At 60.6% G+C, this 22,604-nt stretch carries 20 protein-coding genes; 13 read left to right on the top strand and 7 right to left on the bottom strand.

Annotated elements, in window-relative coordinates; genetic code table 11:
• The first annotated feature begins 23 nt into the window (after positions 1–23).
• The 10 genes from rlmN (at position 24) to AC07YV_RS07435 (ending at position 11,096) form a co-directional block, all read left to right on the top strand.
• Positions 24–1,172: a dual-specificity RNA methyltransferase RlmN gene (gene rlmN, locus AC07YV_RS07480; RefSeq protein WP_007973997.1), complete on the top strand. Its 1,149-nt coding sequence runs from the start codon at positions 24–26 to the stop codon at positions 1,170–1,172.
• A 12-nt stretch (positions 1,173–1,184) separates the two neighbouring features.
• The gene (gene pilW, locus AC07YV_RS07475; protein ID WP_102699122.1) at positions 1,185–1,943 is read left to right on the top strand and encodes a type IV pilus biogenesis/stability protein PilW; all 759 of its coding nucleotides are present in this window, start codon (positions 1,185–1,187) and stop codon (positions 1,941–1,943) included.
• Entirely contained in the window at positions 1,943–2,977 is a 1,035-nt protein-coding gene (locus tag AC07YV_RS07470; RefSeq protein WP_102699121.1) for a RodZ domain-containing protein, read from the top strand. The genes pilW and AC07YV_RS07470 overlap by 1 nt, the downstream gene beginning before the upstream one ends.
• Before the next feature lie 3 nt (positions 2,978–2,980).
• Positions 2,981–4,090, top strand: a complete 1,110-nt coding sequence (gene ispG / locus AC07YV_RS07465; protein ID WP_003185136.1) for a flavodoxin-dependent (E)-4-hydroxy-3-methylbut-2-enyl-diphosphate synthase — start codon at positions 2,981–2,983, stop codon at positions 4,088–4,090.
• A 22-nt stretch (positions 4,091–4,112) separates the two neighbouring features.
• Entirely contained in the window at positions 4,113–5,402 is a 1,290-nt protein-coding gene (hisS, locus tag AC07YV_RS07460) for a histidine--tRNA ligase (protein WP_007973994.1), read from the top strand.
• A gap of 41 nt (positions 5,403–5,443) precedes the next feature.
• Positions 5,444–6,085: a tetratricopeptide repeat protein gene (locus AC07YV_RS07455; RefSeq protein WP_102699120.1), complete on the top strand. Its 642-nt coding sequence runs from the start codon at positions 5,444–5,446 to the stop codon at positions 6,083–6,085.
• Complete coding sequence (gene bamB, locus AC07YV_RS07450; protein ID WP_102699119.1) at positions 6,078–7,229, top strand: outer membrane protein assembly factor BamB; 1,152 nt, start codon at positions 6,078–6,080, stop codon at positions 7,227–7,229. Before AC07YV_RS07455 ends, bamB begins: the two co-directional genes overlap by 8 nt.
• Positions 7,230–7,470: 241 nt before the next feature.
• Positions 7,471–8,943 (top strand): ribosome biogenesis GTPase Der, encoded by a 1,473-nt coding sequence (der, locus tag AC07YV_RS07445; protein WP_007973987.1) that lies wholly within the window; start codon positions 7,471–7,473, stop codon positions 8,941–8,943.
• 225 nt (positions 8,944–9,168) lie between these two features.
• Entirely contained in the window at positions 9,169–10,317 is a 1,149-nt protein-coding gene (locus AC07YV_RS07440; RefSeq protein WP_102699118.1) for a pyridoxal phosphate-dependent aminotransferase, read from the top strand.
• Complete coding sequence (locus AC07YV_RS07435; RefSeq protein WP_102699117.1) at positions 10,305–11,096, top strand: amidohydrolase; 792 nt, start codon at positions 10,305–10,307, stop codon at positions 11,094–11,096. Before AC07YV_RS07440 ends, AC07YV_RS07435 begins: the two co-directional genes overlap by 13 nt.
• A gap of 184 nt (positions 11,097–11,280) precedes the next feature.
• Here the strand turns inward: AC07YV_RS07435 and leuA are convergent, their stop codons facing one another.
• The 4 genes from leuA to AC07YV_RS07415 all read right to left on the bottom strand — a co-directional run bounded on the left by leuA (position 11,281) and on the right by AC07YV_RS07415 (position 16,557).
• Positions 11,281–12,960, bottom strand: a complete 1,680-nt coding sequence (gene leuA / locus AC07YV_RS07430; protein ID WP_102699116.1) for a 2-isopropylmalate synthase — start codon at positions 12,958–12,960, stop codon at positions 11,281–11,283.
• A 459-nt stretch (positions 12,961–13,419) separates the two neighbouring features.
• Positions 13,420–14,241 carry a M23 family metallopeptidase gene (locus AC07YV_RS07425; protein ID WP_102699114.1) on the bottom strand — a complete coding sequence of 274 codons (822 nt, stop codon included), beginning with the start codon at positions 14,239–14,241 and terminating at the stop codon, positions 13,420–13,422.
• 3 nt (positions 14,242–14,244) lie between these two features.
• Positions 14,245–15,624: an exodeoxyribonuclease VII large subunit gene (gene xseA / locus AC07YV_RS07420; protein WP_008053235.1), complete on the bottom strand. Its 1,380-nt coding sequence runs from the start codon at positions 15,622–15,624 to the stop codon at positions 14,245–14,247.
• A gap of 42 nt (positions 15,625–15,666) precedes the next feature.
• The gene (locus AC07YV_RS07415; RefSeq protein WP_102699113.1) at positions 15,667–16,557 is read right to left on the bottom strand and encodes a LysR family transcriptional regulator; all 891 of its coding nucleotides are present in this window, start codon (positions 16,555–16,557) and stop codon (positions 15,667–15,669) included.
• 100 nt (positions 16,558–16,657) lie between these two features.
• On the opposite strand from AC07YV_RS07415, the gene AC07YV_RS07410 reads away from it, so the two are divergent.
• Positions 16,658–17,425: a sulfite exporter TauE/SafE family protein gene (locus AC07YV_RS07410; protein ID WP_102699112.1), complete on the top strand. Its 768-nt coding sequence runs from the start codon at positions 16,658–16,660 to the stop codon at positions 17,423–17,425.
• Between the two features lie 139 nt (positions 17,426–17,564).
• On the opposite strand, the gene AC07YV_RS07405 is transcribed toward AC07YV_RS07410, so the two are convergent.
• Genes AC07YV_RS07405 through AC07YV_RS07395 form a run of 3 tightly spaced genes read right to left on the bottom strand, consistent with a single transcriptional unit; the run spans position 17,565 to position 19,960 of the window.
• Positions 17,565–17,972, bottom strand: a complete 408-nt coding sequence (locus tag AC07YV_RS07405) for a DNA polymerase III subunit chi (RefSeq protein ID WP_102699111.1) — start codon at positions 17,970–17,972, stop codon at positions 17,565–17,567.
• Between the two features lie 8 nt (positions 17,973–17,980).
• On the bottom strand, positions 17,981–18,409 hold the full coding sequence (locus AC07YV_RS07400) for a DNA polymerase III subunit chi (protein ID WP_015093639.1): 429 nt from the start codon (positions 18,407–18,409) through the stop codon (positions 17,981–17,983).
• Between the two features lie 60 nt (positions 18,410–18,469).
• A complete protein-coding gene (locus tag AC07YV_RS07395) occupies positions 18,470–19,960 on the bottom strand; it encodes a leucyl aminopeptidase (RefSeq protein ID WP_102699127.1) in 1,491 nt (496 codons plus the stop codon).
• A gap of 416 nt (positions 19,961–20,376) precedes the next feature.
• Here AC07YV_RS07395 and lptF point away from each other — a divergent pair, with 416 nt between their 5' ends.
• Positions 20,377–21,495, top strand: coding sequence for an LPS export ABC transporter permease LptF (gene lptF, locus AC07YV_RS07390; protein ID WP_102699110.1), 1,119 nt, complete (start codon positions 20,377–20,379; stop codon positions 21,493–21,495).
• Positions 21,488–22,549 carry an LPS export ABC transporter permease LptG gene (lptG, locus tag AC07YV_RS07385; protein WP_102699109.1) on the top strand — a complete coding sequence of 354 codons (1,062 nt, stop codon included), beginning with the start codon at positions 21,488–21,490 and terminating at the stop codon, positions 22,547–22,549. Before lptF ends, lptG begins: the two co-directional genes overlap by 8 nt.
• Positions 22,550–22,604: the final 55 nt, after the last annotated feature.

The raw sequence follows: 22,604 nt of genomic DNA, 5'->3' as shown, positions 1-22,604 counted from the left end.
GGCTTAAGAGTGAAGGTGAATCCATGACTACATCGACTGTAAAAACTAACCTGCTGGGTCTGACTCAGCTGGAAATGGAAAAATTCTTCGACTCAATCGGGGAGAAGCGTTTCCGTGCCGGTCAGGTAATGAAATGGATTCACCACTTTGGTGTCGATGATTTCGATGCCATGACGAACGTCAGCAAGGCCTTGCGCGAAAAGCTCAAGGCTGTTGCTGAGGTCCGTGGTCCGGAAGTGGTCAGCGAGGACATCTCCAGCGACGGCACCCGCAAGTGGGTGGTGCGCGTGGCGTCCGGCAGCTGCGTCGAGACCGTGTACATTCCCCAGGGCAAACGCGGCACCTTGTGCGTTTCGTCCCAGGCAGGCTGTGCCCTGGATTGCAGTTTCTGCTCCACCGGCAAGCAAGGCTTCAACAGCAACCTCACCGCCGCCGAAGTCATCGGCCAGGTGTGGATTGCCAACAAATCCTTTGGCAGCGTCCCGGCAACCGTCGACCGTGCCATCACCAACGTGGTGATGATGGGCATGGGTGAGCCGCTGCTGAACTTCGACAACGTCGTCGCGGCCATGCACCTGATGATGGACGACCTGGGCTACGGCATTTCCAAGCGCCGCGTAACCCTGTCGACCTCCGGTGTGGTACCGATGATCGATGAGCTCTCCAAGCACATCGACGTCTCCCTGGCGTTGTCCCTGCACGCACCGAATGACGCATTGCGTAACCAATTGGTGCCGATCAACAAGAAGTATCCGCTTAAGATGCTGCTCGAGTCGTGCCAGCGCTACATGTCGTCCCTGGGCGAAAAACGTGTGCTGACCATCGAGTACACCTTGCTCAAGGACGTCAACGACAAGCTTGAGCACGCCGTGGAAATGATCGAGCTGCTCAAGAACATCCCGTGCAAGATCAACCTGATCCCGTTCAACCCGTTCCCGCATTCCGGGTACGAGCGTCCGAGCAACAACGCCATTCGTCGTTTCCAGGATCAGCTTCATCATGCCGGTTTCAACGTCACCGTCCGCACCACCCGTGGTGAAGACATCGACGCCGCCTGTGGTCAATTGGTAGGGCAGGTGCTGGATCGCACCCGTCGCAGCGAACGTTATATCGCCGTGCGTGAATTGAACGCCGACAGCGATGTTGCTTCGAGCACTGCGAACAACAATTAAGAGAGGATCTCTATGTCCCTGCGCTTTGCGCTGCTTTTGCTGTTGGCCAGCCTGTGTGCTGGCTGCGTGCTTTCGGGTGATTACAACCCGATGAAGACCAGCAAGGGCCGTGATGAAGCGCGTGAGGCATACGTGCAGCTTGGTATCGGGTATTTGCAACAAGGCATGACCGAGCGCGCCAAGGTTCCGCTGAGGAAAGCCCTGGAACTGGATGGCTCCGACCCTGATGCCAACGCGGCGCTGGGGCTGGTGTTCCAGGCCGAGATGGAGCCGGAACTTGCCGACGAGCATTTTCGCAAGGCGCTGTCTTCCCGTCCGGGCGACGCACGAATCCTCAATAATTACGGCAGTTTTCTTTTCGAGCAAAAACGTTACACCGAAGCCTACGAGCGCTTTGAACAAGCCGCTGCCGATACGCTGTATCCTGAGCGTTCGCGGGTGTTCGAGAACCTGGGCATGACCGCTGCAATGCTCGGCCAGCGTGATCTGGCCCTGCAGCAACTGGAAAAAGCCCTGCGCCTGAACCGGCAACAACCTCGTGCATTGCTGGAAATGGCTGAGTTGTCTTACGAAGACAGGCATTATGTGCCCGCGCGAGATTATTACGACCGTTTCAGCCAGCTCTCCGAGCAAAATGCACGTAGTCTATTGCTCGGCGTTCGGCTGGCAAACGTGTTCGAAGATCGCGACAAGGCTGCAAGTAAAGGCCTGCAACTAAAAAGACTCTATCCCGGTACGCCGGAATATCAGCAATACCTGTCGGAGCAATGATGAAAGCGGCGCATCCCGAAGTTGTAGCAGCGAATCGCGTTAACCCCGGTGAGACTTTGCGCCAGGCCCGCGAAAGCAATGGCTGGTCGCTGGCCGAAGTGGCCCTCAAGCTCAACCTCACCACCACTTCCTTGAGCAATCTGGAAGCCGGCGCTTTCGACAAGCTGCCCGGGCATACCTTTGCCCGTGGTTATATTCGCGCCTATGCCAAGTTGCTCGGCATGGACCAGGCCGTTCTGGTCCAGCAATTCGATCAATCCACCGGTACCGACTCCCAGGGCAGCAATGTTCACAGCCTGGGTCGTATTGAAGAGCCGGTCCGGGTTTCCCACACCATTTTGCGAATCGTCAGCCTGTTGTTGCTGGTAGCGGTGATTGGTGGCGGTTTCGTCTGGTGGCAGGATCAGACCTCGATGCGCACCAAGGACCTGATCGGTCTGGCACCAGAGCACGTAGAAGTCGAAGGTGCCGACGGTACGACACAGATTCATCCGCTGGACGAGCCGGAAGACCAGGCCGTCGTGGAAGGTCAGACCGAAGGCGGAACCGCTCTCGCCCTGCCACAGGCCGAGGCTCCGGCTGAAGCGCCGGAACAGGCTCAAGTGACTGCGCCAGCCGCCCCGGCAGCACCGACCACGCCAGCGGCACCTGCGCATACCCCTGCGCCCGTTGTCGCAGCGCCGGTGACCCCGGCAACTCCGGCTCCGGCAGCTCCGGCAGCCCCGGTCCCTGCGGTGACTGCACCGGTAGCCGCTGCGGCTCCTGCTCCAGTGCCAGCCGCACCTGTGGCCGGTCAAGGCCAGGTCCAGGTGCAGTTCACCTCCGATTGCTGGACACAAGTGACCGACGGTAGCGGCAAGGTGCTGTTCAGCGGTCTCAAACGCAAAGGCGACAGCCTGGCAGTCAATGGCAAACCACCGTTTTCCGTGCGCCTGGGCTTTGCCCGTGGCGCTCAGGTCAGCTACAACGGCCAGCCAGTCGATGTCGCTCCGTTCACCAGTGGCGAGACTGCTCGCCTGAAGTTGGGTCAATAAGTCATGCACGGCGAATCTCCAATCAAACGTCGCGAATCCCGCAAGATCTGGGTCGGTAACGTGCCTGTTGGCGGCGATGCGCCTATCGCTGTGCAGAGCATGACCAACAGCGACACCAATGATGTCGCGGCCACGGTCGCGCAAATCAATCGCCTGGAAGCGGCCGGCGTCGATATCGTGCGGGTTTCCGTACCGGACATGGACGCTGCCGAGGCCTTCGGCAAGATCAAGCAACTGGTCAAAGTCCCCCTGGTTGCCGACATCCACTTCGACTACCGGATCGCCTTGCGCGTCGCCGAACTGGGTGTTGATTGCCTGCGGATCAACCCGGGCAACATCGGTCGCGAAGACCGCGTGCGCGCGGTGGTCGATGCCGCCCGTGACCGCGGGATCCCGATCCGTATCGGCGTGAACGCCGGTTCCCTGGAAAAAGACCTGCAAAAGAAATACGGCGAGCCGACCCCGGCCGCGCTGGTCGAGTCTGCCTTGCGTCACGTCGAGCACCTTGAACGCCTGAACTTCCAGGACTTCAAGGTCAGCGTGAAAGCCTCCGACGTGTTCATGGCCGTCGAAGCGTACCGCCTGCTGGCCAAGGAAATCGTCCAGCCACTGCACCTGGGCATCACCGAAGCCGGTGGTTTGCGTTCGGGCACGGTGAAATCCGCCGTGGGCCTCGGTATGCTGCTCGCCGAAGGGATTGGCGATACTATCCGCATCTCGTTGGCGGCCGACCCGGTCGAGGAAGTGAAAGTCGGCTACGACATTCTCAAATCCCTGCACCTGCGTTCCCGTGGCATCAACTTCATCGCCTGCCCGAGCTGCTCGCGGCAGAACTTCGATGTGGTCAAGACCATGAACGAGCTGGAAGGGCGCCTCGAGGATTTGCTGGTGCCGCTGGATGTCGCGGTCATCGGTTGCGTGGTCAACGGCCCAGGCGAAGCCAAGGAAGCCCATATCGGCTTGACCGGCGGCACGCCAAACCTGATTTACATCGACGGCAAGCCGTCGCAGAAACTGACGAATGACAATCTGGTGGATGAGCTTGAACGCTTGATCCGTCAGAAAGCGGCCGAAAAGGTCGAAGCTGACGCTGCCGTAATTGCGCGTGGCTGATCGAACGAATTAAGGAATTTAAGTGAGCAAGTCTCTGCAAGCCATTCGTGGCATGAATGACATCCTGCCCGAACAGACCCCCCTGTGGCGTCATTTCGAAGGCACCGTTTCGCGCCTGCTGGATAACTACGGTTACAAGCAGATCCGTATGCCGATCGTCGAGTTCACCGAGCTGTTCAAGCGCTCCATCGGTGAAGTGACCGACATCGTCGAAAAAGAGATGTACACTTTCGACGACCGCAACGGCGACTCCCTGACCCTGCGCCCTGAAGGCACGGCGGCCTGTGTGCGCGCGGTGCTGGAGCACGGTATCACCGGTGGTGGCCAGGTTCAGAAACTCTGGTACATCGGCCCGATGTTCCGCCACGAGCGTCCGCAGAAAGGCCGTTATCGTCAGTTCCACCAGATCGGTGTCGAGGTGTTCAACCTCGACGGTCCGGACATCGACGCCGAGCTGATCGTGCTGACCTGGCGCCTGTGGGGCGAGCTGGGCATCCGCGATGCGGTAAAGCTCGAGCTCAACAGCCTGGGTACCAGCGAATCCCGCGGCCGTTATCGCGAAGCGCTGGTCGAATACCTCTCGGCGCACATGGACAAGCTCGACGAAGACAGCCAGCGTCGCCTGAAAACCAACCCGCTGCGGGTTCTTGATACCAAGAACGCCGACACCCAGGCGGTATTGGTCGATGCGCCGAAGATGGCCGACTACCTCGACGAAGAATCCCGCGTGCACTTCGAGGGCCTCAAGGCTCGCCTGGATGCCGCCGGCATTCCTTACGTGATCAACCCGAAGCTGGTTCGCGGGCTGGATTACTACAGCAAGACCGTTTTCGAATGGGTCACCGACAAGCTCGGCGCCCAGGGCACCGTGTGTGCCGGTGGTCGTTACGACGGCCTGGTAGAGCAAATGGGCGGCAAGCCGACCGCCGGCGTTGGCTTTGCCATGGGCATCGAACGCCTGGTGCTGTTGCTGGAAACCCTGGAGCAGATTCCGGAAGAGATCTCCCGGCAGGTTGACGTCTACCTCTGCGCCTTCGGTGAAGCCGCCGAGCTCGCCGGGCTGACCCTGGCGGAGCGCGTTCGTGACCAGTTGCCCAACCTGCGCCTGCAAGTGAATGCCGGCGCGGGCAGTTTCAAAAGCCAGTTCAAGAAGGCCGACAAGAGCGGTGCGCTGTACGCGCTGATCCTCGGTGACGACGAAATGGCCCAGCAAGTGGTAGGTTTCAAACCCCTGCGTGGCCAGGGCGAACAACAAAGCATTGCCTGGGATGCGCTTGCAGCGCACCTGGCCACCTGCGTCGTGCAGGGTTGAAGCTGTCTAAACAGCCGAATTAGCGATTAAGGAGTATTGGGGTGTCGAGTACCGAAGACGAACATTTGATGGAACTGAAGGAATGGTGGTCACGCAACGGTAAGCCCCTGGTCACTGGCGGCCTGTTGGCGCTGGTCATCGTGTTCGGCTGGCAGGCGTTTCACAAGTATCAGAGCAATCAGTCGCAAGGCGCCTCGATTCTCTATCAGCAATTGCTCGAAACCACGCTGACGCCTGACGGCAAGCCTGATGCCGCCCGTGTTTCGGACCTGGCCGGCAAGCTCAACAGCGAGTACGGCGGCAGCGCCTACGCGCAGTACGGCAGCCTGTTCGTGGCCAAGGTAGCGGTCGACAGCGGCAAGCTGGACGACGCGGCCACCGAGCTCAAGGCCATTGTCGCCAAACCGGCCAACCCGGCGCTGGGCGAAATCGCCCGCCAGCGTCTGGCCCAGGTACTCGGCGCGCAGAACAAGGCCGACGAAGCCCTGAAGCTGCTCGAAGGCGATGCCGACAAGGCATTCCTGGCCACTCGTGAAGAACTCAAGGGCGACCTGCTGGTGCAGTTGGGTCGTACCGACGAGGCGAGCGCGGCGTATCAAAAAGCCAAGGCGGCACTGTCGGATGAAGCGGCGGTCGGTGGCCTGCAAATCAAGCTGGACGACCTGGCCAAAGGGGATGCGTGACGTGATTCGTTGGAAACATGCAGCATTGCTGGCCCTGGCCATTTTGGCCGCGGGTTGCAGCAGCAACAGCAAAAAAGAACTGCCTCCGGCCGAACTGGTCGACTTCAAGGAAGAAGTGGTTCTGCAAAAGCAGTGGAGTCGTTCGATCGGTGACGGTCAGGGCGAAACCTACAACATGCTGGTTCCGGCCATCGATGGCGATACCATCTATGCCGCTGACGTCACTGGCGTGTTGATGGCGATGGATCGCCACACGGGCGACGTCAAATGGAAGAAAGATCTCGAGCTGCCTGTTTCCGGCGCTGTCGGCGTTGGTTACGGTCTGGTCACGATCGGTACGATCAAGGGTGAAATCGTTGCCCTGGACGCGATCAACGGTGAAGAAAAGTGGCGCGCTCGCGTGTCCAGCGAAGTGCTGGCACCACCAGCCAACAACGGTGACGTTGTGGTGGTTCAGACCCAGGACGATCGCCTGATCGGCCTGGATGCCTCCACCGGTGATCGTCGCTGGATCTACGACAGCACGCCTGCGGTTCTGACCCTGCGGGGCACCAGTGCGCCGATCGTGACCAACCGCCTCGCGGTGGCTGGCCTGTCGACCGGTAAAGTGGTTGCCGTGGACATCACCAACGGCGTACCGGTGTGGGAACAGCGCGTAGCGATCCCGCAAGGTCGTTCGGAGCTGGAGCGCGTGGTCGATATCGACGGTGGCTTGCTGCTGTCGGGCGAGACGCTGTATGTCGCCAGCTATCAGGGGCGCGTTGCCGCTCTGGACCTGCAAAGCGGCCGTCAGCTCTGGCAGCGCGATGCTTCCAGCTACGCCGGTGTCGCACAGGGCTTTGGCACCGTTTATGTAAGCCTGTCTTCGGGTACCGTTGAAGGCGTCGACGAGCGTTCCACCACAGCCTTGTGGAGCAACGATTCGCTGGCCCGTCGTCAACTGTCGGCCCCGGAAGTGTTCTCCAGCTACGTTGCAGTCGGTGACCTGGAAGGTTACCTGCACCTGCTGAGTCAGGTGGACGGTCGATTCGTCGGCCGCGAGCGCATCGACAGCGACGGCCTGCGTGCCCGTCCGCTGGTGGTGGGTGACACGATTTATGTGTATGGCAACAGCGGCAAACTGGAAGCCCTGACCATCAAGTAAAGGTTTGACTATGCTTGGGGTTAACCACCCCAGGCTGCTTCACTTGTGGGTATGAATGTGGGAGCGAGCCTGCTCGCGATGGACGTCAACGATAACGTTTGCGTCCTGAATGAACGCGGTGCCTTTGCGTTTATCGCGAGCAGGCTCGCTCCCACAGACAAGCGCGCAGTGTTGCCCCGAGCACCAGCCGCTGCCTCGCAGCGGCTTTTGTATTTTCTGAAATAACGAAGTGGAGAGCCGCATGGTTCCCGTAATCGCCCTGGTGGGCCGACCGAACGTCGGCAAGTCCACCTTGTTCAACCGCCTGACCAGGACTCGTGACGCCATCGTCGGCGACTTGTCCGGTCTGACCCGTGATCGCCAGTACGGTGAGGCCAAGTGGCAAGGGCGTTCCTACATTCTGATCGACACCGGCGGTATCTCCGGTGACGAGCACGGTATGGACGAAAAGATGGCTGAGCAGTCGCTGCTGGCCATCGAAGAAGCCGATGTCGTTCTGTTCCTGGTAGATGCCAAGGCCGGTTTTACCGCCGCCGACCAGATGATCGCCGAGCATTTGCGCAAACGTAACAAGCGTTCCCACGTGGTCGCCAACAAGGTCGACAACATCGACCCGGAAATGGCCCGCGCCGAATTCGCCCCGTTGGGCATGGGCCATGCGATCCCGATCGCCGGTGCCCACGGCCGTGGTATCACCCAGTTGCTGGAAGCGGCACTGAGTGAATTCCCGCGTGACGAAGACGAGCCGCAGGAAGGCGAAGAGGAAGAGGTCGTCGCCGAAGGCGAGGAAGCCAAGCGCATTCCTGGCCCAAGCGAAAAAGACGGGATCAAGATCGCGATCATCGGCCGTCCGAACGTCGGCAAGTCGACCCTGGTCAACCGCATGCTCGGTGAAGACCGGGTCATCGTCTACGACCAACCCGGCACCACCCGCGACAGTATCTACATCCCGTTCGAACGTAACGACGAGAAGTACACGCTGATCGACACCGCCGGTGTGCGCAAGCGCGGCAAGATCCACGAAGAAGTCGAAAAGTTCTCCGTGGTCAAAACCCTGCAGGCGATCAAAGACGCCAACGTGGTGATCTTCGTGATGGACGCCCGCGAAGGTGTGGTCGATCACGACCTCAACCTGTTGGGCTTCGCCATTGAATCGGGTCGTGCGCTGGTCATCGCGATCAACAAGTGGGACGGCATGACCCCGAGCGAGCGCGACTTCGTGAAGGTCGAGCTGCAACGTCGGCTGTTCTTCGTTGACTACGCCGATATCCACTTCATCTCGGCCTTGCACGGCACCGGCGTGGGCAACCTCTACGCGTCGGTACAGAACTCGTTCAAGTCTGCGGTTACCCGTTGGCCGACCAGCCGCCTGACCCAGATCCTCGAAGATGCGGTCAGCGAGCACCAGCCGCCGATGGTCAACAGCCGCCGGATCAAGCTGCGTTATGCCCACCTCGGTGGTGCAAACCCGCCAATCATCGTGATCCACGGCAACCAGATCGAGAAGGTGCCGAAGTCCTACGTGCGTTACCTGGAAAACACTTACCGCCGTGTCCTGAAGCTGGTCGGTACGCCGATCCGCATCGAGTTCAAGGGCGGCGAGAACCCGTACGAAGGCAACAAGAACACGCTCACCGACCGTCAGGTCAACAAGAAGCGTCGTTTGATGTCGCACCACAAGAAAGCCGACAAGAAGCGCCGCGACAAGCGCTGATTCCTGAAGGCCTATCGACCGCTTTTGTAGGAGCTGCCGAAGGCTGCGATCTTTTGATTTTGCTTTAACGACAAGATCAAAAGATCGCAGCCTGCGGCAGCTCCTACAAGGCCCGGTCAGAAAGAGGGCGCTCACCAGAGCGCCCTTTTTTTATGGGCGCCGTTTGGGCTATCCTCGGACTCCCCCGCGCCGCCGTAGAGCCGGGTGTAGAGCAGGGAACCACCGATGATCACCAGCAAGCTGCCGAATGTCGGCATCACCATCTTCACGCAGATGTCTCAGCTCGCGGCACAGACCGGCGCGCTCAATCTGTCCCAGGGCTTTCCCGATTTCGCGGCCCCGCAGGCCCTGTGCGATGCGGTTGGCCGGCATATCGCCAGTGGCCATAACCAGTATTCGCCGATGACCGGGCTGCCGGTGTTGCGTCAGCAGATTGCGGTGAAGATTGCCCGCAGCTATGGCACGCAGGTGGATGCGGATACTGAAGTGACGGTCACCCCTGGCGCGACCGAAGCGATTTTCTGTGCCATTCAGGCGGTTATCCACAGCGGCGACGAAGTCATCGTGTTTGACCCGGCATACGACAGCTACGAGCCCTCGGTAGAGCTGGCCGGCGGTCGTTGCGTGCACGTACAACTGGGCTTGAACGATTTCAGTATCGACTTCGAGAAGCTTGCCCAGGCGCTGAGCCCGCGCACGCGGATGATCATTCTCAACTCCCCGCACAACCCCAGTGGTGCATTGATCAGTCGTGCCGAACTCGATCAGTTGGCGGCGTTGATCCGCGATCGCGACATCTATCTGATCAGCGACGAAGTCTACGAACACCTGGTGTATGACGGTGTGCCCCATGTCAGTGTGCTGGCCCACGAAGAGCTGTATCAGCGTGCTTTCGTGGTCAGCTCGTTCGGCAAGACCTACCACGTCACTGGCTGGAAAACCGGCTACGTGGTCGCGCCGCCGGCCCTGACGGCGGAATTGCGCAAGGTGCACCAGTACGTCAATTTCTGTGGTGTGACGCCGCTGCAATATGCCTTGGCCGACTTCATGGCCGAGCATCCTGAGCACGTCGAAGAGCTGCCGGACTTCTATCAGGCCAAGCGTGATCTGTTCTGCGATCTGCTGGTGCCGTCGCGTTTCAGTTTCACTCGGGCTTCCGGCACCTATTTCCAGTTGGTCGATTACTCGCAGATCCGCCCGGACCTCAATGATGTCGAGATGGCCCTGTGGATGACTCGCGAGCATGGTGTGGCCAGTATCCCGATCTCGGTGTTCTACCAGACACCGCCTGAAGGGCAGCGCCTGGTGCGGTTGTGCTTCGCCAAGCGTGAGGAGACCCTGCGTGAAGCGGCGGAAAAACTATGCGTGATCTGAGTGCATTGCCGAACCTGACCGTTGCGCTGATCCAGACATCCCTGGCCTGGCACGACCGTCAGGCCAACCTGGAGCATTTCGAGTCATTGCTGGAGCAGGCTCGCGGTGCTGACCTGATCATTCTGCCGGAGATGTTCACCACCGGTTTTTCCATGGAATCCGAGACCCTCGCGGAATCGGAAAACGGCCCCACCAGCAAGTGGCTGCGGGTTCAGGCGGCAAGACTTGATGCCGTGATTACCGGCAGCGTGATCATCCAGGCCGCCGACGGCAGTCACCGTAATCGCCTGTTGTGGGCACGCCCGGATGGCGAGGTGCTGCATTACGACAAGCGTCACCTGTTCCGCATGGCCGGTGAGCATAACCACTACACCCCGGGCGAGCGCCAGGTGCAGTTCGAGTTAAAGGGCTGGCGCGTGCGGCCGCTGATTTGCTACGACTTGCGCTTCCCGGTGTGGAGTCGTGACGCTCAGGACACGGATCTGCTGCTGTACACCGCGAACTGGCCGGGTGCGCGACGCCAGCATTGGAACCGTCTGCTGCCGGCGCGGGCGATCGAGAATCTGTGCTACGTGGCGGCAGTCAATCGCGTTGGCACCGATGGCAAAGGCTTCGCCTATACCGGTGACAGCCAGGTGCTGGATTTCCAGGGTGAGACGTTGCTTAGTGCAGGAGAGGCGGATGGGGTGTTTCAGGTCGTTCTGAATGCTGCAGACCTTCAAGCTTATCGCACACGGTTTCCGGCGAATCTGGATGCCGATACCTTCGAGTTCACCTGAAATCTTTTCTGTCTGACGGGGCCCCATCGCGAGCAAGCTCGCTCCCACAGTGGTTAGTGTGAACACGGACAATGTGGGAGCGAGCTTGCTCGCGATGGGGCCAGGACAAACAGCACAAAAACGGACAGGCAAACAAAAGGCCCCGAGGTGCAAACCCCGGGGCCTTTTGCATTGCAGCAAAGTCTTACGCCGCTTTCGCTTCCGGCTGGCTCAGCGAACGGTTCAGCGCACTGAACAGGGCCTTGAAGCTGGCGGTGGTGATGTTTTCATCGATGCCGACGCCATGCACCGCACGTTCGCCGTTCACGCGCAGTTCAATGTAGGCCGCGGCCTTGGCATTGGTGCCCGCGCCAATGGCGTGCTCGTTGTAGTCCATGATCTCCACCGGGATCGGCAGACCGGCCACCAGCGCTTCCAGGGCACCGTTGCCCTTGCCGCGCCAGTGCAGGTTGGTCTCGCCCTGGCCTTTGCTGGCCACTTCCACTTCGACGGAGCTGTGACCGTTTTCTTCCTGCAGGCGATGGCTGACCAGCGCGTACGGGGTGTTGGCCTGCAAGTACTCGCTGTGCAGCAGCGCGTGGATTTGCTGGGCAGTCATCTCAAGGCCCAGGCGGTCGGTTTCACGCTGCACGACCTGGCTGAACTCGATCTGCATGCGACGTGGCAAGCTGATGCCGTATTCCTGCTCCAGGAGGTAGGCGATGCCACCCTTGCCCGACTGGCTGTTGACGCGGATGACCGCCTCGTAGCTGCGGCCGATGTCAGCCGGGTCGATCGGCAGGTACGGCACTTCCCACAAGGCATCGGATTTCTGCTGGGCGAAGCCCTTGCGGATTGCGTCCTGGTGCGAGCCGGAGAACGCGGTGTGCACCAGGTCGCCGACGTACGGGTGACGCGGGTGTACCTGGATCTGGTTGCACTCTTCGACGACTTTGCGCACGCCGTCGATGTCGGAGAAGTCCAGTTCAGGGTTCACGCCCTGGGTGTAGAGGTTCAGGGCCACGGTCACCAGGTCGACGTTGCCGGTACGCTCGCCGTTGCCGAACAGGCAGCCTTCGACACGGTCGGCGCCGGCCATCAGGCCCAGTTCGGTGGCGGCAACGCCGGTGCCACGGTCGTTGTGGGTGTGCAGGCTGATAATCACGCTGTCACGACGGTTGATGTGACGGCCGAACCATTCGATCTGGTCGGCATAGATGTTCGGGGTCGCGCATTCGACGGTGGCCGGCAGGTTGAGGATCATCTTGTGCTCGGGCGTCGGGTTCCAGACCTCGATGACCGCGTCACAGACTTCCTTGGCGAACTCCAGTTCGGTGGCGCTGAAGGTCTCTGGCGAGTATTCGAAGGTCCACTCGGTGTCCGGCTGCATGGCTGCGTATTTGACGAACAGCTTGGCGGCGTTCACGGCAATGGCCTTGACCCCGTCCTTGTCCTGGTTGAAGACAATGCGGCGGAAGGAAGGGGAGGTTGCGTTGTACAGGTGAACGATGGCTTTCTTCGCGCCGCGCAGGGATTCGAAGGTGCGCTCAATCAGGTCTTCACGGCCCTGGGTCAGCACCTGGATGGTGGTGTCGTCCGGGATGTGGTTGCCTTCGATCAGGGTACGGACGAAGTCGAAGTCGGTTTGCGAAGCGGCCGGGAACGATGCTTCGATTTCCTTCACGCCGACCTGCACCAGGGTTTTCCAGAAGCGCAGCTTCTTGACGGCGTCCATCGGCTCGATCAGCGACTGGTTGCCGTCGCGCAGGTCGGAACTGCACCAGATCGGTGCGGCGGTGATGGTTTTCGATGGCCAGGTGCGGTCCGGAATGTCGATGGTCGGGAACGCGCGGTATTTCGAAGACGGGTCTTTGAGCATGCTCATCGGGAAATCCTTATTGTGTGGGCCGAAAAAAGGCGGCCTGCCGGTGGATCAAAAGTTCTTGGACTAACGCTTGGGACGAGGCACCACGATTCAGCCCGGCAGTCGTGCACTGACAAGGCACAGGCTGCTGTGCTGGCGGAGCTGAATGAGGGTGTGAGAGGTTTTCATGCCTTCAACCCTAACCGCGGGGGTGAAGGATGGCAAGCAGTCGAAAAAAATTGAGAGGAATACTCGTGGGCGGGTATTTATCGAGATTTTATTGCTTCAAATGGTTGCGATGATCTTGTTTTTTGCGCGAGGTTCAGGCGGTGCGCAATTGGTGTGGGGCATGGCTGGACGACTTTCGGTGCCTGTGAAATTGCCATCGCGAGCAAGCTCGCTCCCACAGTGTCCGTGTTCACGCAGATCCAATGTGGGAGCGAGCTTGCTCGCGATGGCGTCAGCTGCCTTACGCAATAATCAAGGCTGAAACGCACCAATGAAAATGGCCGGATCCACTCGCGCATCGTTCAGGCTGACGTTCCAGTGCATATGCGGCCCTGTCGCCCGGCCGGTCGCGCCGACCTTGCCAACCACACCACCCCGGGCCAGCTGTTGCCCCACCTTCACGTCGATTTTCGACATATGGCAGAACATGCTGATGAAGCCCTGGCCATGGTCGACGAACACCGTATTGCCATTGAAGAAGTAGTTGCCGATCAGGATCACCTTGCCCGCGGCCGGGGTCTTGATCGGCGTGCCGGCGCCCACGGCGAAATCCAGACCCGAATGAGGATTACGCTCCTCACCGTTGAAGAAACGCCGCACGCCAAACTTGCTCGACAGCGGCCCGTTCACCGGTTTGTCCAGCAGCAGGTTGCTTGGCGTATTGGGGCTGAACGTGCGGTAAGCGGCAATCTGCTCGGCCAGTTCACGCTCGATGCGCTTGAGATTTTCCGGGTCCGGATTGACCTGCTGGGTGTTCTTCAGGGTGATGCGCTGTTCCGGGTATTTCTTGTTGCCAACCGTAAAATTCAGATTGCGACCACCGCTACTGATCGATTGGGCTCCCGGCTTGACCGTCAACGGTACGCCGACGATGGCCAGCCAGTTGTTCTGCTCCTTCACGACCAGCACGGGTTTGCCTTGATAACTGGCTTTTGGCGCTTGGGCGGAGGGGCCCAGATCCACCACCGCCACACCGCCCGGCACCGGTTTGTTCAACAGGCGGGTGATGTAGCTGTCGGCGTGGGCGTTGAAGGTCAGGAGCAGCAACAGCAATGGAGCCAGGAAACGCGGCATGGATCAGTCCAGTAAAGAAAGGGTGACAGGCGTCAGGTGGTTGTCTTCGACCCGAACTTGCAGTTCGCCTTCGCCCAGCTTGGCTTTCAGGCGCTGGCCGGTATGGGTTTGCGCGGCGTTGCGGATCGCATTGCCGCGCTCGTCCAGCAAGATGCTGTAGCCACGGCCGAGGGTCGCCAACGGGCTGACCACATGCAGGGTCTGCATCTGGCTGTGCAATTGCAGGCGGCGGTTCTTCAACCCTTCGCGGATGGCGCGGGGCAGGCGTTCGGCCAGGCTGTCCAGACGCTGGCGCAGCATTGCCAGTTGCCGGCCCGGATGTTGTGCGGCCAGACGGGTTTCCAGGCGGATCAAGCGTTCGCGACGGGTGTTGAGGCTACGCTCGAACGCGCGGCGCATGCGCATGTCCAGGTCATCCAGGCGTTGCGCTTGTTGGCGCAGGCGCTCGCCGGGATGGCGCAGGCGGCGAGAGATACCTTCCAGGCGCAGGCGGTCGCGCATCAAGCGGTCACGCATGCGCATCACCAGCCGGCGGTGCAGGCTCTCGACCCGACGCACCAGGTCACTGGAGTCCGGAGCCAGCAATTCGGCGGCAGCGGAAGGGGTGGGCGCGCGAACATCGGCCACGAAGTCGCTGATCGACACGTCGGTTTCATGGCCGACCGCGCTGACAATCGGTGTCACGCAAGCGTCCACGGCGCGGGCCACGGCTTCTTCGTTGAAACACCAGAGGTCTTCCAGCGAGCCGCCGCCCCGGGCCAGGATCAGGGCGTCGAAACCCCGGGCATCCGCCAGTTTCAGCGCGCGGACAATCTGCGCGGTGGCTTCGCGGCCCTGTACGGCGGTGGGGATCAGCGTCAACTGCACCTGCGGTGCGCGACGACGGAACACGCTGATGATGTCGCGGATCACCGCCCCGGTGGGCGAACTGATGATGCCGATGCGTTGCGGATGCGCCGGTAGCGGGACCTTGCGCTCGGCACTGAACAGGCCTTCGGCGCTGAGCTTTTCCTTGAGTGCATCGAAGGCCAGGCGCAAGGCGCCATCGCCGGCCGGCTCCACGGTGTCGAGGATCAGTTGATAGTCACCACGCCCCTCGAACAACGAGACCTTGCCACGCACCTTGACCGCCAGCCCGTCCTTCAAGGCCTGGCGAACCCGTGCCGCGTTCTGCCGGAACAGCGCGCAACGCACTTGGGCGCCGCTGTCCTTGAGGGTGAAATACACGTGGCCGGACGCCGGGCGGGCGAGGTTGGAGATCTCGCCCTCTACCCAGATGTTGCTGAACACGTCTTCGAGCAACACCCGCGCGCGGCCGTTGAGCTGGCTGACGGTCAGGACTTCGCGGTCCAGGCCGAGTCTTGCAAAGGGATCTTTAATCATGGGGCGCAGTTTAAAGGCATTCTTCAAGTGAATGCACGACCCCTATATGACCAAATGCTCGAGGAACTGTTGAACCAGTGCTGTGGGGTGTTTGCGGTACGCCAGAGCGACGCAGCTAAGGCTGCCGGGGTCTGCCAAAGGCAGGAAATGAACGTTGGGCGGCGCAATGTCTTGCATCGATTCCGGCAAGAGGGCGATACCAAATCCCGCCTGGATCAGTTGCAGTTGCGTGGTTTTACGCGAAATTACGCGAGCTGCCTTGGGAAAGAAGCCTTGGCGCATGCACAACTCGGCAGACAGGTAGCTAAGACCGCCTCGCTGGGGATGAGGGATGGAAATAAACGCTTCGTCGCGTAGCTGCTCCAGGTTGATCTTCCGCCCGGATCTGTCCCCGGCCAGCCAGTGATCGGGCGGGACTGCCACCAGCAAAGGTTCGTCGTACAGCGGGTCGATTTGCACCTCTTCACACTGACGGAGCACTGGCAGGCGCAATAGGCCGATGTCCAGTCGGCCGTCCGCCAACTCTTGCAGCTGCGCCTCGGAAGACAACTGAGCGATGTCCATGGACACGCCGGGATGATGTTCGAGATAACGGCCGACGCTGCGCAGCAGTCGGCCGCTCATGGGCACAGTGCTGGAATGGCTCAAACGTAAGGTGCCGTGCTGACCTTTGCCGATCCTGGTGGCCGTCTCGCTGGCTTTGATCAGCTCGCTCAACAGGTTTTTGGCGCGGGGTAAGAAAGCCTCACCCGCTGGAGTGAGCTGGGGCCGCCGCGCAGTACGTTCGAAAAGTGGGGTTTGCAGGTGGACTTCCATGTCCTTGATTTGCCGGCTCAGGGCCGATTGGGCGATGAACAGGCGCTCGGCTGCGGCGCCGAAGCTGCCGCATTCAGCGATTTCAACGAAGTAACGCAGTTGCCGGGTTGAAAGCACAAGGCATGCCTTTTTGAGATGGGTTAGTGACTTTGATGATATTAGTCGCAACGCTCAGCGATGGCTAAAGTCAGCGAACTTAAAGTAGAGGAACGCTGCAATGAGCGTATTGACGTTGTTGAACCAATGGCCTTTCAGCGCCATGGACTGGCTGGTCATCGGCGCGGGCATCGCCCTGGCCTACATTGTGTTCGGCATCGCCGGGTTTGGTACGGCGTTGATCGCCGGGCCGATTCTGATTCTGTTCATGCCGCTCTCGAAGATCGTGCCGTTGCTGGTGCTGCTCGATTTTGTCGCGGCATTCGGCAACCTGTTGCCTTCGCGGCGTGATGTCGCCCGGCCGGAGCTGTTGCGGCTGTTGCCCTGCATGGCGGTGGGCTGCACGCTGGGGGTGATTTTCCTGCTGAACCTCAAGTCCGATCTGTTGCTGCTGTTGATGGGGCTGTTTATCAGTGCCTATGCGATCTACAGCCTGTGGGTCAAAACCCGCCCGACGCAGTTGTCTGCCGTGTGGGCTCTGCCGATGGGGACGGTGGGCGGGATGTTTGGCGCGTTGTTTGGCAGCGGCGGCTTTCTCTATGCGATCTATCTGAACAGCCGCTTGCCCAAGGAGGCGGCAAGGGCGACCCAGAGTGCGCTGATCAGTTGTAGTACGGTGGTGCGTTTGAGTCTGTTTGCTATTGCCGGGGTGTATGCCGATTTGCCGTTGCTGGTGCTGGCGGTGTGTCTGTTGCCGGCGATGGCGCTGGGGTTGTGGGTCGGGCGGCGCCTGACTATGCGGATGTCTCGCGAGGCGTTCGTGCGTCTGGTGACGTGGCTGGTGCTGGCCAGTGGGATTGCGTTGATTGGGCGATATCTCAGCACCTGAAGATTCAACCTGTTGCAGGGGCCTTTTTGTGGGAGCGAGCTTGCTCGCGATAGCGGTCGAACAGACACATCAATGTTGAATATGACGCACTCATCGCGAGCAAGCTCGCTCCCACAGAAGAGCCCTCACCGCAAGTTGTTCAATCGTTGTACTGGCTCAACAACCGCTCCAGTCGTGCACTGAGGCGGCGCTTGATTTCGGTCTCGATGTGCGGGGCGAAATCGTCGATCACGTCTTGCATGATCAACTGCGCGGCGGCACGCAGTTCGCTGTCCAGGTGCAACAGGTCATCCGGGTTCTTGCTGGCGGCAGGCGCCGGCGCAGCCGCGATGACCGGTTCAACGATCGGGGCGGGGGCTGTCGGTTCGACGGGCGGCGAAGGCTCGCTGACCGCGTCGAACAACATGGGAATCTGTTCCTGATCGCCTTCCTCGACCGTGTCGGTCAGCAGGGGCGGTTGCAGGTTGTCATCGCCGAGCAATTGGCGGATCGACTCAAGGTCGTCCAGCAGGTGCGCGGACTGTTGCAGCGGTTTTGGAGTGTCCATTGGAAGGCTCAGAGTCGCTGTAAACGGTGATCTTGCAGAGGATAGCCCTGTTCGCGGTAGAAACGGAAACTCTCCCGCGCGGCCTGGCGAATCGTCGGGTCTTCCACCACCACTTCCGCCACGCGGGCGAAACGCTGGGCGAAGGCCGGGACTTTCAGGTCGAGATTGACCAGCAAGTCCTGATGCTGACCGCAATCGTCACCCAGACCCAGGACAATCAAGCCATCCGGTTCGTTTTCGGCGGGGCCGTGGGGCACGAAGCTTTCACCCTTGAACGTCCAGAGACGTGCGTCGAGATCGTTGCGTTGGGCGGCGTCACTGCAATGCAGGTAGACACGGTGACCCATGCGCCAGGCTTTTTCGGTGAGCTTGCAGGCGAAATCCAGGCGTGCCGAAGGATCGGCGCTGGGCAGGATATAGAAGTCGACTTTGGTCATTGCGGTTCCTGATCCCTTGGGGGCACTGCCCGAAAGCAATGCCCCCCAGGGTCATTGGTTTCAGGCTTTGGCGCGGTCCAGCAGGTATTGGGTCAGCAATGGAACCGGACGGCCAGTGGCGCCCTTGTCCTTGCCGCCGCTGGTCCAGGCGGTGCCGGCGATGTCCAGGTGCGCCCAGTTCAGGTTCTTGGTGAAGCGCGACAGGAAGCAGGCGGCGGTGATGGTGCCGGCTTTCGGGCCGCCAATGTTGGCAATGTCGGCGAACGGGCTGTCCAGCTGTTCCTGGTACTCATCGAACAGCGGCAGTTGCCAGGCGCGGTCGTCGGCAGCCTTGCCGGCGCTCAGCAGTTGGCCGATCAGTTCGTCGTTGTTGCCCAGCAGGCCCGACGTGTGGGAACCCAGGGCGACCACGCAGGCACCGGTCAGGGTCGCGATGTCGATGACCGCTTGCGGCTTGAAGCGCTCGGAGTAGGTCAGGGCGTCGCACAGCACCAGACGGCCTTCGGCGTCGGTGTTGAGGATTTCCACGGTCTGGCCGCTCATGGTGGTGACAATGTCGCCAGGGCGCGAAGCGTTGCCGCTCGGCATGTTCTCGGCACAGGCCAGGATGCACACCAGGTTGATCGGCAGCTTCAGTTCCAGCACGGCACGCAGGGTGCCGAACACGCTGGCGGCACCGCCCATGTCGTACTTCATTTCATCCATGCCGGCGCCTGGCTTGAGGCTGATGCCGCCGGTGTCGAAGGTGATGCCTTTGCCGACCAGCGCATACGGCTTCTCGGATTTCTTGCCGCCGTTGTATTGCATGACGATCAGGCGTGGCGGCTGGGCGCTGCCCTGGCCTACGGCGTAGAACGAACCCATGCCCAGGGCCTTGATCTTCTTCTCGTCGAGGACTTCGACTTTCAGATCCTTGAATTCCTTGCCGAGGTCTTTCGCCTGCTCACCGAGGAAAGTCGGATGGCAGATGTTCGGCGGCAGGTTGCCCAGGTTACGGGTGAAGGCCATGCCGTTGGCGATGGCAGTGGCGTGGGTCACGGCGCGCTGCACTTCAGCCTGGGCCGCCTTGATGGTCAGCAGGGTGATTTTCTTCAGGGCGCGGGGTTCGGCTTTCTGGCTCTTGAACTGCTCGAAGCTGTACTCGCCGTCCACCAGGGTTTCGGCCAGCAGGCGCGTCTTGCCATAGCTGTCGCGGCCCTTGACCACGACTTCGTCGAGGGCCAGTACCGCGTCGCTGCCGCCCAGGCCCTTCAGGGTATTGAGAATGCCGGCGATGATTTTGCGGAACGGGCGGTCACCCAGCTCGTCGTCCTTGCCAATGCCCACCAGCAGCACACGTTCGGCCTTGAGGTTCGGCAGGCTGTGCAGCAACAGGCTCTGGCCAACCTTGCCGGCCAGGTCGCCGCGCTTGAGCACTGCGCTGATCGCGCCGCCGCTCAGTTCGTCGAGTTGTTTGGCAACGGCACCGAGCTTGCGGCCTTCGCCGACGGAGACCACGAGAGTGGCGGTCTTCAACGTTTCCGGGTTGACGCTTTTTACAACCAGTTCCATGTCCGGGTCCCTGAATTGATGGTTATCACGCATGCGCCCGACACCTTATGTGCGTCGATTGCTTATAAAAGAAAGGCGCCAGGATCGACCGGCGACAAAGGCCGCAGTTTGAACCTCGCTACCGGCGGCTGACAACCCTCGGTTGTACGATCTTCATGGAATTGACGGCCCTGTTGCAGGAGCGAGCTTGCTCGCGATGAACCCGAGACCACCGCGGGGCTTCAGGCTCCCCGCGTTATCATTGACGACCATCGCGAGCCAGCTCGCTCCTACACCTGCCCTATGCATTGCGCAGTGACAGGCGCACCCAATCACAGGATAATGCGCCATCTTTTTTTCGGCGGCTCTGTCTTGCGGGCTGTCCGATACGTTTGTTTGTTTGGCCGCCTTAGCCTGACAACCCTGGAGTGTCTGGTTTGATCGTCTTCCGTTATCTGTCCCGCGAAGTCCTGTTGACCTTGAGCGCCGTCAGCGCCGTGCTGCTGGTCATCATCATGAGCGGTCGCTTCATCAAATACCTCGCCCAGGCCGCCTCGGGCCTGCTGGATCCGGGCTCGCTGTTCCTGATCATGGGCTTTCGCATGCCGGGGTTCCTCCAGCTGATCCTGCCGCTGGGGCTGTTTCTCGGGATCCTGTTGTCCTACGGGCGGATGTACCTCGAAAGCGAAATGACCGTGCTCTCGGCCACCGGCATGAGCCAGCAGCGGCTGGTCTGGATGACGATGTTTCCGGCCACCCTGGTTGCACTCGTCGTCGCGTGGCTGAGCCTGAGCCTGGCGCCACAGGGGGCCAATCAGTTTCAGTTGCTGCTGAACAAGCAGGATGCCCTTACCGAATTCGATACCCTGGAGCCGGGGCGCTTCCAGTCCCTGCGTGACGGTACCCGGGTCACCTATACCGAGCGCATGTCGGATGATCGCGTGAATCTGGGTGGTGTGTTCATCTCGCAGAAGAACATCAGTTCCAACAACAAGGATCGCGGAATTTCTGTGCTGGTGGCGGAAAAGGGGCGTCAGGAAATTCGCCCGGACGGCAACCGCTACCTGATCCTGGATAACGGCTATCGCTATGACGGTAGTCCGGGTCAGGCCGACTACCGGGCGATCAAGTACGACGAGTACGGTGTATTGCTGCCAAAACCGGAAGTCAGCGACGAAGTCACCGACCGCGACGCGATGCCGACCAGTACGCTGATCGGCAGTGAAGACATTCGCATGCGCGCCGAATTGCAATGGCGCATCTCGCTGCCATTGCTGGTGTTCATCGTGACCTTGATGGCGGTGCCGCTGGCGCGGGTCAACCCGCGTCAGGGCCGATTCCTCAAATTATTGCCGGCGATTCTTCTTTATATGGCTTACCTGAGCATTCTGATTGCCGCCCGCGGTGCCCTTGATAAAGGCAAGATCCCCGCAGTGGTGGGCTTGTGGTGGGTGCACGGGATTTTCCTGACCATTGGCCTGGGCCTGCTTTATTGGGAGCCTTTGCGCTTGAAGCGGGCGAGTCGCCGCAGTGCGCTGGAGGTGGCCCGTGGTTAAGCTGGATCGCTACATTGGTAGCAGCGTGTTCATGGCGATTCTCGCGGTGCTCGGGATCATTCTTGGTCTGGCGACGCTGTTTGCCTTCATCGACGAGATGGGTGAAGTCAGCGATACCTACACCCTGGTCGATGTGTTGAGCTATGTGACGCTGACGGCACCGCGCCGGATGTACGAAATGCTGCCGATGGCCGCGCTGATCGGTTGCCTGATCGGCCTGGGCACTCTGGCCAGCAACAGTGAATTGACGATCATGCGCGCCGCCGGTGTGTCGATCGGCCGGATCGTCTGGGCGGTCATGAAGCCGATGCTGGTGTTGATGCTGGCTGGCTTGCTGATTGGCGAGTACGTCGCTCCGCCCGCTGAAACCGCCGCGCAGGCCAATCGCTCGCTGGCCCAGGGCAGCGGCGATGCACAAAGCGCCAAGCACGGTTTGTGGCACCGCCAGGGCGATGAGTTCATTCACGTCAACTCGGTGCAGCCTAACGGCATCCTGTACGGCGTGACCCGCTATCGTATCGACAGCGAACGGCACATGCTGTCGGCGAGTTTCGCCAAGCGTGCCGAGTTCGACACGGATCACTGGCAGTTGACGGACGTCACGACCACGGTGTTCCACGAGCGCAGCACTGAAGTGGTGTCGACCCCGGTCGAGCGTTGGAACGTGGCCTTGAGTCCGCAATTGCTGAGCACTGTGGTCATGGTGCCAGAGTCGCTGTCGATCAGCGGTCTGTGGGGTTATATCCACTACCTGGCGGACCAGGGGTTGAACAACAGCCGTTACTGGCTGGCATTTTGGGTCAAGGTGTTGCAGCCGCTGGTGACTGCCGCCCTGGTGCTGATGGCGATTTCCTTCATCTTTGGTCCGCTGCGTTCGGTGACCCTGGGTCAACGGGTGTTCACCGGCGTGCTGGTGGGCTTCACCTTCCGCATCGTTCAGGATTTGCTGGGCCCTTCGAGCCAGGTGTTCGGCTTCCCACCCTTGCTTTCGGTGCTGGTGCCGGCGGGTATTTGTGCCGTGGCCGGGCTCTGGCTGTTGCGCCGGGCCGGTTGATGGCGGGCTTTTTCCGAGCGCTTTGATGATCAAAAACGCCCTTGTCGCAAGACCG

This window comes from Pseudomonas sp. GW456-E7 (assembly GCF_059424105.1).
This window is presented reverse-complemented; position numbering and strand designations above follow the sequence as displayed.

What these genes read in the sequence shown, in the direction of transcription:
- rlmN (WP_007973997.1), top strand. Translation starts at nt 24, where the DNA reads ATGACTACATCGACTGTAAAAACTAACCTGCTGGGTCTGACTCAGCTG.
- pilW (WP_102699122.1), top strand. Translation starts at nt 1,185, where the DNA reads ATGTCCCTGCGCTTTGCGCTGCTTTTGCTGTTGGCCAGCCTGTGTGCT.
- AC07YV_RS07470 (WP_102699121.1), top strand. Translation starts at nt 1,943, where the DNA reads ATGAAAGCGGCGCATCCCGAAGTTGTAGCAGCGAATCGCGTTAACCCC.
- ispG (WP_003185136.1), top strand. Translation starts at nt 2,981, where the DNA reads ATGCACGGCGAATCTCCAATCAAACGTCGCGAATCCCGCAAGATCTGG.
- bamB (WP_102699119.1), top strand. Translation starts at nt 6,078, where the DNA reads ATGCGTGACGTGATTCGTTGGAAACATGCAGCATTGCTGGCCCTGGCC.
- der (WP_007973987.1), top strand. Translation starts at nt 7,471, where the DNA reads ATGGTTCCCGTAATCGCCCTGGTGGGCCGACCGAACGTCGGCAAGTCC.
- AC07YV_RS07440 (WP_102699118.1), top strand. Translation starts at nt 9,169, where the DNA reads ATGATCACCAGCAAGCTGCCGAATGTCGGCATCACCATCTTCACGCAG.
- AC07YV_RS07435 (WP_102699117.1), top strand. Translation starts at nt 10,305, where the DNA reads ATGCGTGATCTGAGTGCATTGCCGAACCTGACCGTTGCGCTGATCCAG.
- leuA (WP_102699116.1), bottom strand. Translation starts at nt 12,960, where the DNA reads ATGAGCATGCTCAAAGACCCGTCTTCGAAATACCGCGCGTTCCCGACC.
- AC07YV_RS07425 (WP_102699114.1), bottom strand. Translation starts at nt 14,241, where the DNA reads ATGCCGCGTTTCCTGGCTCCATTGCTGTTGCTGCTCCTGACCTTCAAC.
- xseA (WP_008053235.1), bottom strand. Translation starts at nt 15,624, where the DNA reads ATGATTAAAGATCCCTTTGCAAGACTCGGCCTGGACCGCGAAGTCCTG.
- AC07YV_RS07410 (WP_102699112.1), top strand. Translation starts at nt 16,658, where the DNA reads ATGAGCGTATTGACGTTGTTGAACCAATGGCCTTTCAGCGCCATGGAC.
- AC07YV_RS07405 (WP_102699111.1), bottom strand. Translation starts at nt 17,972, where the DNA reads ATGGACACTCCAAAACCGCTGCAACAGTCCGCGCACCTGCTGGACGAC.
- AC07YV_RS07400 (WP_015093639.1), bottom strand. Translation starts at nt 18,409, where the DNA reads ATGACCAAAGTCGACTTCTATATCCTGCCCAGCGCCGATCCTTCGGCA.
- AC07YV_RS07395 (WP_102699127.1), bottom strand. Translation starts at nt 19,960, where the DNA reads ATGGAACTGGTTGTAAAAAGCGTCAACCCGGAAACGTTGAAGACCGCC.